General features: G+C 43.0%; 19 protein-coding genes and 1 pseudogene. 3 read left to right on the top strand and 17 right to left on the bottom strand.

All coding sequences use genetic code 11. The annotated features are described in order from the left end of the window. The 9 genes and pseudogenes from R8389_RS02685 to R8389_RS02645 form a co-directional block, all read right to left on the bottom strand. Nucleotides 1-1,099: pseudogene (locus R8389_RS02685) on the bottom strand (ABC transporter ATP-binding protein). Nucleotides 1,100-1,334: 235 nt separating this feature from the next. Beyond that, nucleotides 1,335-1,895, bottom strand: a complete 561-nt coding sequence (gene pgsA / locus R8389_RS02680; RefSeq protein ID WP_317637942.1) for a CDP-diacylglycerol--glycerol-3-phosphate 3-phosphatidyltransferase — start codon at nt 1,893-1,895, stop codon at nt 1,335-1,337. Between the two features lie 19 nt (nt 1,896-1,914). Beyond that, entirely contained in the window at nt 1,915-3,018 is a 1,104-nt protein-coding gene (locus R8389_RS02675) for a helix-turn-helix domain-containing protein (RefSeq protein WP_317637941.1), read from the bottom strand. A 65-nt stretch (nt 3,019-3,083) separates the two neighbouring features. Next, nucleotides 3,084-3,812 (bottom strand): SDR family NAD(P)-dependent oxidoreductase, encoded by a 729-nt coding sequence (locus R8389_RS02670; RefSeq protein WP_317637940.1) that lies wholly within the window; start codon nt 3,810-3,812, stop codon nt 3,084-3,086. Between the two features lie 180 nt (nt 3,813-3,992). Then, nucleotides 3,993-6,422, bottom strand: coding sequence for an FtsK/SpoIIIE family DNA translocase (locus R8389_RS02665; RefSeq protein WP_317637939.1), 2,430 nt, complete (start codon nt 6,420-6,422; stop codon nt 3,993-3,995). A 19-nt stretch (nt 6,423-6,441) separates the two neighbouring features. Further along, nucleotides 6,442-6,834, bottom strand: a complete 393-nt coding sequence (locus tag R8389_RS02660; protein WP_317637938.1) for a DUF1149 family protein — start codon at nt 6,832-6,834, stop codon at nt 6,442-6,444. A gap of 1 nt (nt 6,835) precedes the next feature. Further along, entirely contained in the window at nt 6,836-7,393 is a 558-nt protein-coding gene (locus tag R8389_RS02655) for a tRNA (cytidine(34)-2'-O)-methyltransferase (protein ID WP_317637937.1), read from the bottom strand. Nucleotides 7,394-7,441: 48 nt separating this feature from the next. Next, nucleotides 7,442-8,644, bottom strand: a complete 1,203-nt coding sequence (locus tag R8389_RS02650; RefSeq protein WP_317637936.1) for an AI-2E family transporter — start codon at nt 8,642-8,644, stop codon at nt 7,442-7,444. A 14-nt stretch (nt 8,645-8,658) separates the two neighbouring features. Then, nucleotides 8,659-9,039, bottom strand: coding sequence for a PTS glucitol/sorbitol transporter subunit IIA (locus tag R8389_RS02645; protein WP_317637935.1), 381 nt, complete (start codon nt 9,037-9,039; stop codon nt 8,659-8,661). Between the two features lie 141 nt (nt 9,040-9,180). Here R8389_RS02645 and R8389_RS02640 point away from each other — a divergent pair, with 141 nt between their 5' ends. Then, entirely contained in the window at nt 9,181-10,215 is a 1,035-nt protein-coding gene (locus R8389_RS02640; protein ID WP_317637934.1) for a lactonase family protein, read from the top strand. A gap of 19 nt (nt 10,216-10,234) precedes the next feature. Here the strand turns inward: R8389_RS02640 and R8389_RS02635 are convergent, their stop codons facing one another. Genes R8389_RS02635 through yjbM form a run of 3 tightly spaced genes read right to left on the bottom strand, consistent with a single transcriptional unit; the run spans nt 10,235 to nt 12,559 of the window. Further along, on the bottom strand, nt 10,235-11,137 hold the full coding sequence (locus R8389_RS02635; protein ID WP_317637933.1) for an RluA family pseudouridine synthase: 903 nt from the start codon (nt 11,135-11,137) through the stop codon (nt 10,235-10,237). Next, on the bottom strand, nt 11,124-11,930 hold the full coding sequence (locus tag R8389_RS02630; RefSeq protein ID WP_317637932.1) for an NAD kinase: 807 nt from the start codon (nt 11,928-11,930) through the stop codon (nt 11,124-11,126). The genes R8389_RS02635 and R8389_RS02630 overlap by 14 nt, the downstream gene beginning before the upstream one ends. Continuing rightward, on the bottom strand, nt 11,930-12,559 hold the full coding sequence (yjbM, locus tag R8389_RS02625; protein ID WP_317637931.1) for a GTP diphosphokinase: 630 nt from the start codon (nt 12,557-12,559) through the stop codon (nt 11,930-11,932). Before yjbM ends, R8389_RS02630 begins: the two co-directional genes overlap by 1 nt. A gap of 390 nt (nt 12,560-12,949) precedes the next feature. Between yjbM and R8389_RS02620 the strand changes: the two genes are divergently transcribed. Continuing rightward, nucleotides 12,950-13,570 (top strand): CYTH domain-containing protein, encoded by a 621-nt coding sequence (locus tag R8389_RS02620; protein ID WP_317637930.1) that lies wholly within the window; start codon nt 12,950-12,952, stop codon nt 13,568-13,570. A gap of 81 nt (nt 13,571-13,651) precedes the next feature. Beyond that, complete coding sequence (locus R8389_RS02615) at nt 13,652-14,284, top strand: DsbA family protein (RefSeq protein ID WP_317637929.1); 633 nt, start codon at nt 13,652-13,654, stop codon at nt 14,282-14,284. Here R8389_RS02615 and R8389_RS02610 read toward each other — a convergent pair. The 5 genes from R8389_RS02610 to R8389_RS02590 form a co-directional block, all read right to left on the bottom strand. After that, nucleotides 14,262-15,194 carry a competence protein CoiA gene (locus tag R8389_RS02610; protein ID WP_317637928.1) on the bottom strand — a complete coding sequence of 311 codons (933 nt, stop codon included), beginning with the start codon at nt 15,192-15,194 and terminating at the stop codon, nt 14,262-14,264. The two genes, R8389_RS02615 and R8389_RS02610, sit on opposite strands and share 23 nt — an antisense overlap. Then, complete coding sequence (locus R8389_RS02605) at nt 15,175-15,906, bottom strand: adaptor protein MecA (RefSeq protein WP_317637927.1); 732 nt, start codon at nt 15,904-15,906, stop codon at nt 15,175-15,177. The genes R8389_RS02610 and R8389_RS02605 overlap by 20 nt, the downstream gene beginning before the upstream one ends. 102 nt (nt 15,907-16,008) lie before the next feature. After that, nucleotides 16,009-16,407, bottom strand: a complete 399-nt coding sequence (gene spxA, locus R8389_RS02600; protein ID WP_317637926.1) for a transcriptional regulator SpxA — start codon at nt 16,405-16,407, stop codon at nt 16,009-16,011. Between the two features lie 143 nt (nt 16,408-16,550). Beyond that, nucleotides 16,551-18,284, bottom strand: coding sequence for a phosphoenolpyruvate--protein phosphotransferase (gene ptsP, locus R8389_RS02595; RefSeq protein ID WP_317637925.1), 1,734 nt, complete (start codon nt 18,282-18,284; stop codon nt 16,551-16,553). Then, on the bottom strand, nt 18,284-18,550 hold the full coding sequence (locus tag R8389_RS02590; protein ID WP_317637924.1) for a phosphocarrier protein HPr: 267 nt from the start codon (nt 18,548-18,550) through the stop codon (nt 18,284-18,286). Before R8389_RS02590 ends, ptsP begins: the two co-directional genes overlap by 1 nt. Between the last annotated feature and the right edge of the window lie 47 nt (nt 18,551-18,597).

Here is an 18,597-nt window from a genome sequence, read left to right as displayed (position 1 = left end):
TTATTTCGCCTCTTTTGATAACTGCTCGTCTAGGGGACTTTTATCACCCCATATTTTTTCATAAACGACGTTGACCAAACTTGACCTAGTAACTATTCCAACTAGCTTCCGATCCGCGTCGACTACCGGAATATACTGCCCATTACGACTCAATAACCGCCGTAAGTTATCACGCAAATATTCTTCTGGACCTACACTAGCAATATCGGTTAGTAAAATATCACTCACACTACTTACTTTCAAATCTCTACGCGGTAAGTCATCAATAGAAATATAGCCCTTAAGGTGATTACCATCGTCAACGACTAATAAAGTGTCAACGTGACGTTTTTTCATCATGGTCAAGGCGTCGATCAGTGTGGCTCCCAGATTGATCTTAACTGGCCCGGTTGACATCACATTTTTGACCTTAACCGTTTCATATTTTGCTTCCGCAAGCCGCTCTTCTCCGATTAGACTTTTAACAAAATCATTTGCCGGGTGATGTAAAATCTCATCAGGTGTACCCACTTGAATTAACTTTCCATCATGCAAAACCACAATCTTAGTTGCTAGTTTTAAGGCTTCATCCATGTCATGTGTGACAAACACAATTGTCTTACCCAGTTGCATTTGCAGGTTTTGAACCAGTTTTTGTAAACTTTCACGCGTAATTGGGTCCAGGGCACCAAAGGGTTCATCCATCAAAATTAGGTTTTGGTTGGCAGCTAGCGCACGAACAACACCAATTCGTTGCTGCTGCCCCCCCAGACAACTCCATTGGATAACGATCAAGGTATGATGCGGGGAGCTCAGCCAGTTTGATTAGTCTTTGCGCCGCACTCGCCAGTTTGTCTTTAGGCCACCTGAGTAATTTTGGAACTAGAACAATATTTTCCCTAATCGTCATATGCGGCATCAACCCATTGTTTTGGATCACATAGCCAATGTGGCGCCGTAAATTAACCGGGTTCAAGGTCCGCACGTCCTTGCCAGCTACTAATACTTGCCCTTTAGTTACACTATTCATGCGGTTAATCATGCGCATTAAAGTTGTTTTGCCTGAACCTGAAGTCCCAATCAAACAGCAAAATTCACCTTTATTTATTGCAAAACTAATATTTGCTACAGCTGGTTTTTTGACCTTCGGATATAACTAAGTCACCTTTTTAAACTCAACCATCGGCGTCGTCTTTACCATAAAATCCTCCTTTTTTCAAGAACTATTTAAGTTAATTCTAGCAAGTTTATAATTGTTAATCAATTAAGGCGGGTTCAGACAACCTTTACTGCCTAATTAAGTGCAAACAAAAAACACTAATAAAATTAGTGTTTTTGGTTATTATGTAGGTAAATTACATTGAATCTTTAAAGACAGACCATGAACTATGGAAGTAATCCCAGCCCGAATAGATGGTAAAGATCAAGGCTAGATAGAGTAAAATGGTACCAAGATTGAAAAAGTTACCAATTAATAAAAAGATGATTGAAAGCATCTGACAGGTAGTTTTGATTTTACCAGGCATTTCCGCCGCCATCACTTGTCCCTTGTTCTCAGCGAGAATAAGCCGCAGTCCGGTAACCGCCAATTCTCGACAGACAATAATTGCCACCACCCAAGCTGGCGCCAAGTTCAAAGAAATAAGCATGATAAAGGCTGTCATCGTTAGCATTTTGTCTGCCAGCGGATCAGCAAATTTACCAAAATTAGTCACTAAATTTTGCGCCCGGGCAATGTGTCCATCGAACCAATCCGTAGCTGCAGCAACCGCGAATACAACCGCGGCCACTAGTAAATTCCAATATACTGTAGTATTACCAACCTTGATGCTGGCATTACCACCAAAGATGACAATCACCATAAAGACTGGTATTAACAAAATTCTAAATACCGTTAATTTATTAGGTAAATTCATGCTCTATCTCCTTATTTCACTATTTCTTATCACCATCATTGTTAGCTGAATCACTCCCACTTTGCTTGTTCTGATCGCTACCATTGGTCTGATTGTTCCCATGTCCAGTCTGCTGGTTATTCTGGGTAGACTGGCCACTATGTTGGTTATTATTTGTAGTATTATTGCCAGTTGACTGATGTTGTCCCTGGTTTTGTTGGCTCTGCTGGCCTTGGTTAGTATTAGTTTGGTTTGAATTTGAGTTATTAACAGTTGAGTCAGATTGCTGATGCTGGTTCGAATTAGTTGAGTTAGCTTGATTCTGGTTAGAGTTACGTTTACCAATCAAGAAAGTTAAAGAAAGGCCGGTGTTTTGCCCATTGTAGGGAACCTTCTTCTTACCAATTGAAATGGCGGTACCAGATGCATTGCTTAACGTCACCACTACCGACTGGACATTGGCCGGCAGCTTCAAGGTGTGCTTTTGCCCTGCAGCTAGCGGCTGAGCCCCTTGGCTAACCCCATTCATGGTAATAGTCACAGTCGTAGCTTGATCACCAGCACGAACGACTAAGTCACGGTTGCCGTTTTTCTTTAGACCAGTAACCTGGTACTGATTATCAGCCAACTGTCGTATTTTGACCGGATTAACCACTTTAGGCCGAGACTTTTTGCGTTTTTGTGAACTTTCCGAAGAAACAGCCACATCGTTAGCCGAATTGTCTTGGTTGTTGTTAGCTGAGAAGTGCGCGTAAACAACGTAGCAAACCAGCAGAACCACAACTACACCGAGGCCAATAATAATTCGGGGCAAATAGTCCTGCCACAGCTTTTTCTTCTTACTGGTCGTCTTTCGGACTTCTTCACTCTTATTATCGAGTGATTCCTCAACATATTCTTCTGGTTCAGCCTTAGGAATCTCTTTATGATATTCACTCAATAATTGCTTACCATCAAGGCCAACAATTTGCGCATATTGCCTAATAAAAGCCCGGACATAAAAGTCGCCAGGAAGTTTAGCAAAATCATTCTGCTCAATCGCTATCAGATATCTACTTTGAATCTTAGTCGCTTTTTCAACATCCTCAATTGAAAATCCTTTTGCTTCTCTGGCGTGCTGTAATTTTTCTCCGATATCTGCCATAATTACCCTCTTTTATTCTTTATTTATACTTTGAGCATATCACATATTGCCATAATTTTTTACTATCATTTAAGCCAACCACCGCTCACATAGATTGTCTGGCCAGTTAAATAACCAGATTGACGGTCAAGCAGTGTCTTAACCCAAAAAGCGATGTCGCTGGTTGTGGCTAAACGGCCAATCGGTAACTCAGCCTTTAGTGCTGCTATGGCTTCAGAATCAAACTGGGCATTCATCGCGGTGTCAACTGCACCAGGCGCGAGCACATTTACGGTGAGATTGGCTGAAGCCACTTCACGCGCATAACTCTGTGCGAACCGTTCAAGCCCCGCTTTAGAGGAGCTATACACCGCCTCCATGGCACTACCATCACCACCATAAACCGACCCTAAGTAAACAATCCGACTAAATTCATTTTTGGTTAGTACCGGCTCAAGCAAGTTAGTCAGCTTAATCGGCGTTATTAGATTAACTTGCATCAGCTGGTCAACCTTGGTCAGTTCCTGGCCATTGACCAGCTGATAATCGGTTATTCCTTGGGCAAAAACAAGCGCGTTAACTGGCAAAAGATGATTAACAAATGCCACTACAGCACTATCTTCAGCCAAAAAACTAAACTTAACCGGAATAAAATCCTGTTGCGGAAATCGATGGCTTAGCCCTGCACTCAGGTCACTGGCCGCAGACCAGTTAGTACTACAATGAATATAAAGAGACCAACCAGCCCCTGCTAAAACTTCACTGATTGCACGACCTATCCCACCGCTAGCACCAAATATGATTGCTCGCTGCATTTTTATTTTATCCTTTTAGGCTATTTATTAATTAATCGCTTATAAACAGCAAAATAATTATATAACAATTGTGGCCTTATTTCTACACCAAATCCCAATATTTTGATTCGTTATAATTTTACCATTAATTTCTCGTAAAATAGCGCAAAACTATCACATGATAAACTTTTTTAAAAAAATTTAGTTATTTTTTTCGTCTTTTACAGGAGGAAGGAATACTTGTCGGGGCTTTGACCCTTCTGGTGGGCCCACTACTCCTCTTTCTTCCATTTCATCAACAATTCGTGCCGCTCGATTATAACCAATTCGAAACCGGCGCTGCAACATCGAAACGCTGGCGCCCTGCTGTCTTCTGACCAAATCAACTGCCTGATCATAAAACTCATCCTGAGGTTCTTCAGTTGCACTTTCAGCTGCTGCCTCACCCTTTTGCGGAATCATTTCTTGGTCATATTCAGGCTTTTGCTGGTCTTTAACCCAGGTAATAACTTTTTCTACTTCATGGGAAGCAATATAAGCCCCCTGAATTCGTTCAGGCTTGGCGGCTCCAACTGGCATATACAGCATGTCGCCCCGGCCGATCAGTTTTTCGGCTCCCGTTTGATCTAAAATCGTCCGTGAATCAACCCCGCTGGAAACAGCAAAAGATATTCTTGACGGCACGTTAGCCTTGATTAACCCCGTAATCACATCAACACTTGGGCGCTGGGTCGCCAAAATCATATGAATACCAGCGGCCCGGGCCATTTGTCCTAAGCGGACAATTGCGCCTTCAACATCGCGACCCCCAACCATCATTAGATCACTCAGTTCATCGACTACAACCACTATGTAGGGTAGCACAGACATCGCCGGTTTAGACTTGTCCTGGTTATTAAACCGAACTTTTTCATTGAATTCTGCCATATTGCGGGCACCGCTTGCGGCAAACAATTTGTAACGTCGTTCCATTTCCTTGACGGCCTTGCTCAAAGCGTTAGCCGCCAATTTGGCATCTGTTACAACTGGAATCAGTAAGTGGGGGACGCCCTTATAAACTGACAGCTCAACCATCTTAGGGTCAATCAAAATCATCTTTATCTGGTCAGGAGTTGATTTCATTAGAATACTGGTTAAAATCGTGTTAATGGCCACAGACTTACCGGACCCAGTTGAACCCGCTATCAGCAGGTGGGGCATTTTAGCCAGGTTAACTGAAACGATTTGGCCGCTAACATCTTTGCCCAAAGGTACTTCCATTGGATCCTCCTGGGCCTCAAGATCCTGATTCTGCATCACATCTTTAAAGGCCACTACGGAGGTCGTCTGATTAGGAACTTCTATTCCAATGAAAGGTTTGCCTGGAATCGGGGCCTCAATCCTAATATCCTTAGCTGCTAGAGCTAGAGCTAGGTCATCGGCTAGGTTCACAATCCGACTAACCTTGACCCCAACTGCCGGTTGAATTTCGTAGCGGGTAATAGTCGGACCGAGAATTGCTTTTTTAATGATGACATTAACCCCAAAGCTCTTAAAAGTGGTCTGCAGCGTTTGGGTGTTTTTTCTAACCAAAGCTTTGTCCATGCTCTGGTCAGTATTTTGTGCAGGGTCAAGCAAGGATAATGGTGGCTTCTGATACTGCGGATTTACTGCTGTAGTTTGCTTTAACTCGCCATGATCGATTCCAGCCAATTCCTGCTGAAGTGCCTTATCCTCATCGGCAAATGAGTGGGACTTAGGCAGAAAGTCATTTGCCTGGGGTGAACGGTCTTCGTCAGTTGGAGCGGGCTGACTGGCAAACTGAATTTGTGGTTCATCGCTGAAAGCTGCAGGCTCATTTTCTGCACTCCAAGCTTGGTCAAAATCGTTTTCTTCAGCTGGCTGGGTCTGCTGTTCTTTTGTGGCAAAATCGTCAACGTTAGGAAAGACCGGCGTTTCAGTGGCAGGTGAATCCGCCACGTCACGCACATTTGCCTCCCGCTGCTGGGTCTTTTGTTCACGAACTGTACTGTACTTGTCCTTAAGCTTAGTCCCCGCCTCTTGGTTCTTTTTGACAAAAAGTTGACCAAAAGCTTGGACTTGATGCATAAGATTTGCGAATTTTACGTCAAAAAACATCAAGCCACCAATTGGAATCAACAACACTGCGATTACCCGCAATCCAATATGGCCAAATAACGAGTAACAGAGCTGGTAGCCGATTGCACCGATCAGGCCGCCGCCCACGGATTCAGTAATGGCGGCACGACCAAATTCAGCTGTCATTTCATGCCAAAAGGCATTCATAAAGTTGTTATTGACCAATTCATGCTCAAAGTATAGGCTGCTTTGGATTAGTAATACGCCTAAAATAGCTAAGAACAAGCCACTTCCACGCTTAAACTTAAAATGTAGTGGCTTATTATAAATTAATAAAACCAGGCCAAAAAGAGCGCACAAACCCGCCCCTAGCAAATAAGCATCGCCAAAAAAGAGGCGAAAGACATTAGCAATCTGCTTACCTAGGCTACCGGATTTAACCAAGGACAAACTGGCAACCACCAGTTGTACAAGTCCGATAATGGACCATGTCAGGCCCGAGTTCTGCCGTTTTTTCCTTGCTTTAGTCGTTTTTATTTTTTTCTTAGGCATATCTTCCCCTAATTAAAAATTAAAAGTTTGCTTGAAAGTTTAAATTAACCGGCTCATCCAAAGTAATTTGAGTAACTTCATAGGTGAGGGTTTCAATATATTCAATCAGCGGTCGGCTAAGCAGTTTATAGTCGGTCTTAGCCAAATCACTGCCGTCACCAAAGTATTCTTTAATTTGGACAATTTGGCTAATCATTCCGCTAACAGAAAAATGTCCCGGTTCCGGCGCAACATCAAAAACTACCGCCACTTCAAAATAGTTACCATTATCACCAGCATCAGTCGTCCCGTCCTGGTTTTGTCGCTCCACTTGTTTCAGTCCAAAGTTAACTTGATCCTTAGTTTCAGGCTCCTCGTTAATATCATAGTGAAAGTTCTTAACTAGGACAGGGGTCTCTTTATTAAAGTCCATCTTATTCTCCTCCTAAATTGCGCTCATACCGGCTTGACCGCTGATAGTTATCTTTTAATTTGTCATTTTCATAGTGGTGCGTGGTCTCCAACCCAGCAAAATGCTGTTGCCGCAGGGCTTCCAGTAAGACAATGGCAACCGAATTAGCTAAGTTGTAACAACGAATATTGTCCGACATCGGAATTCGTAAATTGCGCTCTTCATATTCTCGCATAAACGTTTCAGGTAAACCAGTTGTTTCCTTACCAAAAACGAAGTAGTAATTCTTTTCAGTAGCAGAATAATCGACTTCGGCATAATTTCGGGATGAAAATTTCGAAATTAAATAAAGCTCATCCTGTGGTCCTAGCTTTCCTAAAAAATCGGCCAGGTCATCATGCCGACGGACCTCAACTCGGTCCCAATAATCTAATCCTGCTCGTTTCATTTTCTTATTATCAATTTGAAAGCCCAGCGGCTCTATTAAGTCGAGTACCGTATTCGTACCCGCGCACGTCCGGGCAATATTACCAGTGTTGGCCGGCATTAGTGGTTCATATAAGACAACGTGATTTGTCAATTTTTTACTCCTTAATTTAAAAAGTGCGGTCCAGTGACCACACTTTCATTAATTCTTCGTCACTTCTTGACTTTTACCCGTGTTCTTTGAAGGCAAAGCAGTACTTTCATCCTCATCAAACACCTGTGAAACTTTACGATAATAATTGTATACCCGCAGCGTAATGATTTTAAGGATCGCATAGGTCGGAATCCCAAAAATGACACCCCAGAGGCCTCCAACTGCACTGGCACCAATCAACACTAAAATAGTGGTAACGGGGTGCATTTCCATCTTGTTACCCATTACTAGCGGGCTAATAAGGCGCGATTCAATCGTCTGTTCGAGGGCAAACACAACTATTACCTTAATAACCATCGGTACCGAGGTCATAATTGCAATCGCAATTGCGGGAATAAAGGCAATGAAGGTCCCAAAATACGGAATTAAGTTCAAAAAGCCACTTACAACCGCCAAGGCGATACCATACTGTAACCCAACGACACTATAACCGATTGAAAACATCACCCCCACCCAGAAGGCCACGGTAATCTGCCCGCGAATATATGAAGCTAAGGCAGTATTAATATCATATAGCAATTCGCTGAAACCATTTTGCCACCGCTGAGGAGCAAATTGAGTCAAATACGGGCGCAGCTGGTGCGCATCTTTCAGCATGAAAAACAGGATAAACGGAGCGGTCAATAGCGTCATAAAGATAATGGTCACAATACTGATCGCTGAGGAAATATTATTCAGCGTGGCATTGATTGTGTCCTGCCCCGACTTGAACAGCATACTCTGGGCCCGGCTAATTGCATCGTTGATATTATTCTTGACACTATGCAAGTGCGGGTCACTCAATGTTTTTTGGATAGCAACCGTGGCGTCCTTCCAGATATATGGCCAGTGTTCAATCAGGGCGTTAATCTGGCCCTGGACAATTGGCAGCAAGGTATTAATAATCCACACCAGTAAGACCGCTACCAGCAAAAACAGCCCAACAATAGTTACTACCCGTGGCACCTTGAACTTGCGCTCAAGCCAATCAACCAAGGGATTCATAATATAAAATTGAATAAGCGCGAGCAGCAGGGGCGGTAAAATGGCACTGACAAAGAGCCAAGCGGGATTCAAGACAAAAGAAACTTGATTGAATAACCAAATTACGAGCAAGAACAAAAAGATATTCAATAACGCAATACTAAAGCGGTTATTCAAAAACCATTTTTGGAAAACAGACGGCTTTTTGGTTTTTTTTTCGTAATCCATTAAATCATCCTAAATTAAATATGTTCATAGCTAATAACATCGCCAAGGTTAAATGCAGGCCGTGGTTGACCGCCCACACAATCCAGGTAAACAGCATCCGCTAACGGTTTAGAGGGCATTTTTACAGTAAAAATCAAAGTCAGGTGGCCCAGATATTTCATATTGCGCCTAACCATTTCACCCACGAACGTGGCCTTGTAGGTTTGACCAGCAACTGTAACTGTATCACCCTTTTGCAAAACAAAGGAACTCAAAAGCGAGTCATTGGTAAACTCTTGAATCACTGAAACGTTGACTAAGTCTTGCGGAACGGCTTTACCAAATAACAAAACCATTTCCTGATCACTCACCCAGGCTTTTTGTCCAACTTTAATAATCGTTGCTATCCACTTCATCTGCTGCTCCTTAAGGACTAATTTTAGCATATCCCCAGCTGCTTAACTAATTTAAGCGTAGTTTTTCTTTTTTTAACTTAGTCAGTTTTGCATCATGCTATACTGTTAGAATAGAACTTTACATAAACATGGAGGCTAATAATGAAATTATTGATTGGCGGCTACACCAAAAACACGAGTACAGGCATTTATGAATTGCCCGTGATCCCGACCCAAGATAAACCAGGCTTGCAACTGGGACCAGCTAAAGCGGTCATCAAGCTGGGCGGGCCAACCTATTTTGTCCAGGATGGCAACTTGCTCTTTACTATTAAGAATGCAGGTGACCAGGGCGGCATTGCCTCATACGAGTTAAGCCAGGGCAAATACCAAGCAAAAGATTCCTACCTAACAGCTGGTTCATCACCAGCATATATTAGTCTTAACCGCACTCAAAAGCTGCTTTATACAGCTAACTACCACACGGCAGTTTTAGCGGTCTTTGCCTATACCAGCAGCGGATCCTTGACCTTGCTTGACACGGTTACCCATACTGCCGACACCCTGGGGCCTCGTCCTGAACAAAGTGACGGTCCCCACCCCCATTACTTTGACCAAACACCTGCTGGCAACCTCGTTAGCTGCGACTTGGGTAATGATCGCGTCGATTTTTATCAACTACAAAACAACCATCTAGAGCACCGAGCTAGCTACCAAAATGAACCTGGATTTGGTAGTCGGCACCTTGTTTTCAGTCCTGATGGGGCCTATTTCTATGTTGTCGGCGAACTGGCAAGTAAGATTAACGTAGTCAAATTTAACGAGCAAGACTGGAGTTTTACTAATATTGCAACTTATTCCACCATTCCAGCTGACTTTACCGGGCACAATGGTGCCGCTGCCATCAAAATCAGCCACGCGGGTGACTTCATTTACGTCTCAAATCGCGGCCATGACTCACTGACTGTTTTTGGAGTTAAGCAGGATCACACCTTGGAATTGCGGCAACGGATTGCAAGCTTTGGCCAATTCCCACGTGATTTTAACTGGGACCAGGACGAAAAATATGTCGTGGTCGCCAATCAAAATTCAAATAATGCCACGCTCTATCTACGTAATAGTGAAGATGGTTGCCTAACGCCATTACAAAAAGACGTCTCTGTTCCAGAAGGAACCCGAGTGCTTTTTGCAGAATAGACTAAGAGCAAGGGCTGTCTTATTGACAGCCCTTTTTTCTTTGTAAATTTTGCCATAACTGCTGCATATCACTGGCAGCTGGAATCTCCAGTTCCACCGGCTGGCCCGTGAATGGATCAGGAAAGGCTAGGTAAAAACAGTGCAATGCTTGCCGGTTAAACTCATCCGTGATGCCATACAATGGATCACCAAACAGCGGATGGTTCAAGTACTGCAGGTGTACCCGAATCTGGTGCGTTCGGCCGGTATAAAGCCGCAATTCAACCAAACTAACCCCGGGCAACTGGTCTAGCACGCGGTAAGCTGTAACTGCCTGTTTACCGTCGCTTTGAACCCCGCGCAACACTGCCGTTCCAACTCGTCCAATCGGTGCATCGACTATCCCGTTAGTTTTCCCGGCTGCAAAGTTACCATGCACGATCGCGTAGTATTTTTTCACGAAATCTGCTTTACTCAGCTTGCTAAATCGCGCATGGGCAATCGCATTTTTACCAATTAAGACGAGTCCCGAAGTATTCCGATCTAAGCGCGTCACTACATGGGGTTTGGCATCGGGCACCTTATTTTGAGCAAAGTAGCTAAGTACGCGATTGACCAAGGCATCGTCATCATAACGGGAAGGGATTGACAGTAGACCCGCCGGCTTGTTAACCACTAGGTAGTTGGTATTTTCCGCAATGATTTCCACTTGGGCCGAGATCGGACGCAACCAGGGGTTAGTCTTCTCTTTTCCTGGTACAAAGATAACCTCATCCCCCCGCTGTAGTTGAAAACTAGTGTAGCGGCGTTTATGGTTGACTAGAAGCAGGCCCTGGTGGTTCTTAGCATCATTAATTGCCTGTTTGGAAAAACCATTTTTTACCAAAAAAGCCCCTAATTTTCTGGGCTTTTTATCCTGAACGACTAACTTATAAAGCGTCATCTTTGCCTCCAATAAAGGCATTTTGCACTCTCGACCAGAAGCGCGTATGACCAAACCGGTCAAATAAAATTGCCTGGTCTGAAATACGATAATTGATTTTCCGTGCATTACGCACGTCAATGCGGTTACCGTCTACCGTCATCACAAAGTGGTCCGCATTAGGTACCAGCGTAATCTGTTGGTCTGGAGCAATCACAATCGGCGCGGACAGGGTTCTAAACACGCGGTTATTGATTGAGGCGATTTCAGCCATCTGCAAGGCCTTTAAGCGGGGATGAATCACTGCTCCCCCAATTGACTTATTGTAGGCCGTTGACCCCGTTGGCGTAGAGACACACAAACCATCACCGCGGAAGTTTTCAAATAATTGATCATCAATATAAACGTTAGCTTCTAAGGTATGCGTCACTCGCTTGACTGCCGATTCATTCAAGGCCAAGAAGTGCCGCTTACCACCAGCTTCAGTAATCAATTCTACCTCAAGAAGTGGATAGGCCGCCGTCTCTGGCTGGCGTAAAAACAGGGCATCAACCATCTTGTCCACTTCATTACCCTGCCAATCGGTGTAAAAGCCCAAGTGACCGGTGTGGATACCAATAAAGCGAACTGAATTAACTTGCCGCTCATAGCGATGAAAGGCATTGATCAGGGTACCGTCACCACCAACCGTAATCACAATGTCTGGGTACTTGTCATCAAAGACGACCGCGTCTTTTGCTTGCAAGCGGCTTTTGAGGTGAGAGACCACTTTTAGCGTTTCTCCATTATTGTTGTGGGCAATTGCGATTCTCATTATTTTTCCTTACCCTTATTCTTAGTGAAAACCTTTTGGGCTTCCTGAACCTCATCCTTAATTAAAGACATTTCTTCATCCAGCTTATATGCTGTTTCCGCCGTCGACTTTAACCGCTTTGAAATATCGTCAGGATAGGAACCCTGATACTTGTAGTTCAAGGTATGTTCAACGGTCGCCCAAAAATTCATCGCCAGGGTCCGAATCTGAATTTCAGCTAGCAACTTTTTGGGACCTTCGGGTAGGTAAACCGTATAAGAAATTACCATGTGATATGACCGGTACCCTGAAGGCTTAGCGTTTTGCACGTAATCGCGCTCTTCCACTACCTCCATGTCCTCACGATCATGGATCAAATCAACCACTTTATAAATATCATCGACGAATTGGCAAACAATTCTGATGCCCGCAATATCCTGCATGTCGGTTTCAATCACGTCCTGGTTAATAACCCGCCGCTGCATTTTTTCTTTAATCGAATCAACCGATTTTACCCGGCCAACCACGAATTCTATCGGTGAATGTTCACCCTTAGTTAAGAAGCTCTGCCGCAATGAACGAAACTTGATTTTCAATTCACGAACAGCTTCAGCATAGGGCCATAAAAGATTATCCCAATCAATTTTCATAGAAATAATTCCTTTCTCAAACAGCATTCCCATTCTAACATAAAACCTATGATAGCAATTTCATTTAGCCCCAGACTTGATTCATATATCTATGCCAGTATCCCTAAGCGCACGCAGCCTCAATCTGAGAATAATTAACGCCACTTTATTCTTGGCCGCGACCTCAATTGACTACCCTAGATTATGATAAACTGATTAATTTTGTCAAGTGCGCACCAGCCCCTTTAAGCTGCTTAACAACCGCTGCTAGCTAGGTTTTGAATTTCAAATGGGCTTTAAGTGAATTCTTTGCACAAACTTAATTTTTGACTATTATGACCCAAGTAGCACAAAATAGTAATGTTGTCTCAACCATATAGTAATTAAGTCTGACAGAAATTGGAGTGAATTATGACCCAAAGCAACGAAATTGAGGCCAAGGTGCTTTTGCCTGAAAAGACATATCATAAACTCTGCACTGCTTTTGCTCGTAAAAGTATGTTTAACCAAGCAAATTATTACTTTGACACCGCTAATGGCCTGCTTAAGACCAAGCGGATCAGCTGCCGGATTCGCCTGTTCAGCGACCGGGGTGAACAGACTTTAAAAGTTCCAAGCACTAACCCCACCCAGGAGGATTTTCATGAAGCGGTTGAAGTCACGGACGAGTTATCCGTTCAAGAGGCTACTAGCCTGGTTGAAAGAGCTCAACATACCGGTTCACTTTCGTTCTCTAGAACGGTTGGAGATTACTTACGCCAGCATTTTGATCAAACTAATCTACCCTTGCAGACCTTTAGCAAAACACACCGTACTTTGGTTAATGGTCCCCAAAATTGTGAACTTACCCTGGATGAAACACAATACCCCGATGGTTATACCGACTTTGAATTAGAAATTGAAAATACTGATCCGGACCTAATTAAACTTGTTTTCCAGCAACTGCAAAAAACTTATGACTTTTCTGCCGCTGACACCAAGATTAACCAAGCAAAAATTGCACGCGCTTTCAGGCATCGTGCTAAAATATGATTGTACGAGTATACATTTTTATTTTGTTAAACAGTCGTTTGATAAAACAACTTGTCCCGTCAACTATGGAGGAATCTAGTCATGTTTGAGATTTTTATCTTTGTTAATCCAATCGGTATTTACTGCTATGATACAGAAGTCTCAATTAAAACAGCGATTGACGACCTAGATATCAATTCAACCTTGCATTTTGTCCCGATTACCAATGTTAGCGTAATCAAGGAAGATATTATTAGACGAAAAAAAGAGCGCCAGCGGATGAAAGATCTGTCGCAGTATACAATGGCGTCATTTCAAGCTCTGCGCGACTATCATGCGATTAAGTTTATCTATGGCAACAAAAAAGCCAGGTCATACCTGCTTAGCTTTCAACAAGCAGTTAGTCGCGACTTTAATCATTACACTAGAAACCTCGCCCGCCAAGTCGCGCTTAACCTTGATTTGGATTACGACAAGATTATTGATTCCAAAATCAAAGGTTACGTTGATGATTCAATTCAGCAAGACAAAAACTTGGCTCGTAAGTTCAATGTCCGCAATATCCCAACCACGATTATTTTTAACGAAAGCGGTAACTATAACGGTATCTTGCTTGAAGGTGCCGTCGCCCACGACAAGTTAATTACCTTGCTTAAAAACACCGGCTGTATTGAACCGACAGCAGAAGACCAAGAAGATAGCTATTCAACGATCAGTCATCTGCGCTTAATCTGAAATAACTAGCGGCATTATCAGTGGCGGTCACGCGGCGCAATCTCCTAAAGACCCACTGCGGTAAATCATCGACGGTCAGCTGCATTTGATACAACTTGGAGGCAATTTCCAGTCCTTTAAGGCTTTTCTGGGTTATTTGTCTAGTTAAATACTGTTTTTGGGCAAGTGGGTTTACCGAATAGCCTTTTAATTTCGGCTTAAACTGCCACAACTTAGTCAACCCCTGACCGCTTAAGCTAAAGGTGGCCAGCTGGTAGTGCAGGCGGTTAGTCAAAGGCTCAAGCATGACATTGTACTTTAAGCGGATACACCTTTGAAATGGGGCAATTTCTAAATAATAATCTTGCCACAGCTGATTTGTTCGAAAATAAATCAGCTGTGTTTTTTTGAGTTGATGGCGAAGGTAATGCTGCTGGCCCACCAACCAAATATCTAACACACCACTTTTTTTATACAAGTTATGCCGGTGCTGGAATTCCGCCTGGCTTAACGGAGCACACTGGATCTCAAAGGCCAGATTTGAACTAGCCCGAATATCTGAGCGCAGTTGTCCAGCTGCCAGTGTAACTTCAATCGCAGCCGCAAAATGTGCCTCCGTTAACGCTAATTGGAGTAATTTCTTGCTTAAGGCATGCTCTTCCCGTTCATTCTGCTGGTTAGTAAGACGAGCTAAATGCTTGAAATAGGCCGTCTTAGACCCGACCACTAACCGTACTTCTTTTTGACAGTGCGGACAAAAATAGTGCTGCGCTGCGGCCAACCTGCTTTCATCCCGACTTTTGCTAGCCATTGTGACCGCTGTTACTAGTTCATTATTTAGCAATGCTGCATACAAAAAATCACCCTCGATTAAGTACGCAAAAAAGGCAAGTTTTACCTTGCCTTTTTCCTTAATGCTTAATTTTACCAAAATAATGCCGCAACTGATCCAGCGCACTGTGTTCAATCAGGCACTTACCCGTCAGCTTAATCCGAGCCAGTTCACTTTGTCTGATTTTCAATCCATATTCATTAGCAATTGCCCAAGCATCAACTGGCTTGAGTTCTGTATAATTCTCATCATTAAAAACCAAATCAAGGAAAAATTGCCCATTTTCAAAGTAAAGACTGGAGGAAAGATCGCGAGCTTGCAAGCTTTCTGCTAGTTCCGTAACTGTACCCAGGTCAGCGAAGCAGTATGCCTGCTTCCTTGGTGCTTTTTTACTGGTGCCCTGCTTCTTGTGCGGTTGATCGTCAGCTTTGTCCTCAGACGGAGCATCCTCAGCCTGCTCGTCTGCTTCATCCTCATCTGCTAGATCCATAAATGACGTCCTCCGTGAATCCTGACCGCCTGCACTGCTATCTTCCCCATCAAGTAATTGTGCCAAGCTATCACGATCTTTAGCAGATACCTTAGTAATCAGCAAATCAAGGCCACCACTATTTGGCATCACCTGAAAAGTAACCGGCGCTTCTTGGCTAAAAGTATGATCCGTATCAATTTCATCCAAAATCGAATAGAAGAAATGCTGTATTTTGTTTTTATCGCCCAGCAAATCTAACACTTTTAAGCCACGTCTAGCTAGCTCATTCTTATCTATACGAACGCGAATAGTGTTTTCGTTAATATGATCTACCTGCATGAAATCTCACCTCCATCAGTTTCTCTTATCTATTGTAGCCCATTTCACCTGTAAAATAAAAGCGTTAGTCTAAACTAACACTTTTTTGTAAATCTTTATTAATTATAAGTCAGCAATCTTTTGCATTTCTTCAAGCTCAAGCCGCCGAACCTTTCTTGGCAGAAAACGTCTAATTTCATCTTCATTATAGCCAACTTGTAGGCGTCGGTCATCCATGATAATTGGTCGTCTCAACAAACTAGGGTTCTTTTCGACCAAATTAAGCAGTTGATCGATTGATAAATTATCAAGGTTAACTTTTAACTGTTGAAATGCTCTGGAACGCGTAGAAATAATTTCCTCAGTGCCGTTTTCAGTCATCCGCAGTATTTGAATTAGTTCATCCTTTGTCAGTGGTTCTGAAAAAATATTTCTTTCTTTAAAAGCAATATCATGCTTCTTTAACCACGCCTTGGCTTTCCGACATGAGGTACAACTTGGAGATATATATAAATTTACCATATATTTCACGCTCCTTTGAACATTTTTTTCTTACTGTGAACATTGTAACACAATGCTTCTTTTTTGTAAGTGATTTTTGCAAATAATTCATTTCTTTGCACTTATTTAAAAAAGCACATCAACTTTCGTTAACGTGCTTTTTATCATTTATCTACTTTAGCCATTAAGTCACTAACTAACTTTTCGTTCTCTTCAGCTGTTTTAGATTCAAAACAAGCCTGGTTAGCCAATTCCTTAATTTCATTAGTATCAAGTTTTTTCATTAAACTTCTAATCCGTAAGATTGAAGTTGCACTCATTGAGTACTCATCTAATCCCATTGCTAATAGAATTGGGAACATCGTGCTATCACCGGCAGCTTCGCCGCACATGCCACACCAAATACCATTGTCATGAGCTGCGTCAATTGTGTTCTTGATTAACCGCAAGACAGCTGGATTAGCCGGTTGGTACAGGTAAGAAACGTTGTCATTACCACGATCAGCAGCCATTGAGTATTGGATCAGGTCATTAGTACCAATGGAGAAAAAGTCAACTTCCTTGGCAAATTGATCAGCCAAGACTGCAGCAGCTGGAACTTCAATCATCATTCCTACTTGCAGGTCACTGCCAACACTTACGCCTTGACTAGTCAGCTGGTCTTTTTCTTCATTTAAGATTGACTTAGCTTTGCGCAATTCATTCAGTGTACCAATCATTGGGAACATAATTCCTAGACTACCATAAGCAGACGCTCTCAGCAGTGCGCGCAGCTGTGTCCGAAAAATCTCTTCGTTCTGTAAAGATAACCTGATGGCCCGAACGCCTAAAAATGGGTTCATTTCATCTGGCAAATCCCAGTAATCCAAGTGCTTGTCGCCACCGATGTCCATGGTTCTGATGATGACTTGCTTGCCATGCATGCCTTCGATAACTTTTTTATAAGCATCATATTGCGCATCTTCAGTGGGAAAGTCCTTAGAATCCATGTACAAGAACTCTGTCCGGTACAAGCCGACTGCTTCTGCACCGTTCTCGTTCACGCCTGCCATATCGTTAGGCGTACCGATATTGGCAGCAATCGTAAACTTCTTGCCATCTGCAGTCACTGACGGTTCATACTTTAGCTTCTGCCATTCAGCCTTCTGCTTTAAGAATATGTCGCTCTTCTGCTGGTAATCAGAAATCTGCTCCTTACTTGGATCAATAACTGCATCCCCACTTAAACCATCAACCACCAAAGTGTCACCATTTTGAACATCCTTAGTAATTGAGTCAGTCCCTACAACGGCTGGCAATTCAAGTGAGCGAGCCATAATGGCAGAGTGCGCTGTCCGGCCACCAATATCAGTCACGAAGCCTTTAACAAATTGCTTGTTCAATTGGGCGGTGTCACTTGGAGTCAAGTCATGGGCCACAACTACTACTTCATGGTCGATGGCCGCTGGATTAGGCAATTCTTTGCCGAGCAAGTGCGCCATAATCCGCTTCGAAACATCACGAACGTCCGCTGCACGTTGTTGCATGTAAGCATTATCGGTCATACCTTCAAAAATGCTAATGAACTTTTGAGCAGTTTCGTCAAGCGCAGCTTCACTGTTAATCTTTTGTTCCTTAATTTCATTTTCAATGGCACCCGTAAATTCAGGGTCATTCAAAATCATCAGGTGCGCTTCAAAAACTTGAGCTTCTTCCTCGCCTAGACTCTGCTTGGCATCATCGCGGATTTTTTCAACTTCGGCCGTTGACACTGAAATTGCATCCTTGTAGCGGGCTACTTCACTTTCAACATCACTGACATTAGTTTTTGAAAACGAAAGATCGGGTTCTACCAAGAGATATGCTGGAGCTACAGCAATACCATCACTGGCAGCAATTCCTTTTAATGTCTTGGTCATTATTCAGCCAATCCCTCTTTTTTCATGGTTTCGGAAATTGTCTCAATTGCATCCTTCTCATCATCACCGTCGGCACTGATTGTAACATCAGCATTCTTACCAACGCCAAGTGACATCACACCCATGATTGATTTCAGGTTGACTGACTTGCCATTGTATTCCAAGTTGATGTCTGAACCGAACTTAGAAGCAGCCTGGACCAAAAGGGTTGCTGGACGAGCATGAATACCTGTTTCTGCAATGACATGAAAATCGCGTTTTTCCATTATATATCTCCTTTAAATTGAAAAAATCAAACCGGTAGTATCTACCT

This window comes from Lactobacillus xylocopicola, assembly GCF_033096005.1.
GTDB lineage: Bacteria > Bacillota > Bacilli > Lactobacillales > Lactobacillaceae > Lactobacillus > Lactobacillus xylocopicola.
The sequence above is the reverse complement of the archived record's forward strand: the minus strand, read 5'-3'. Positions and strand labels throughout refer to the sequence as shown.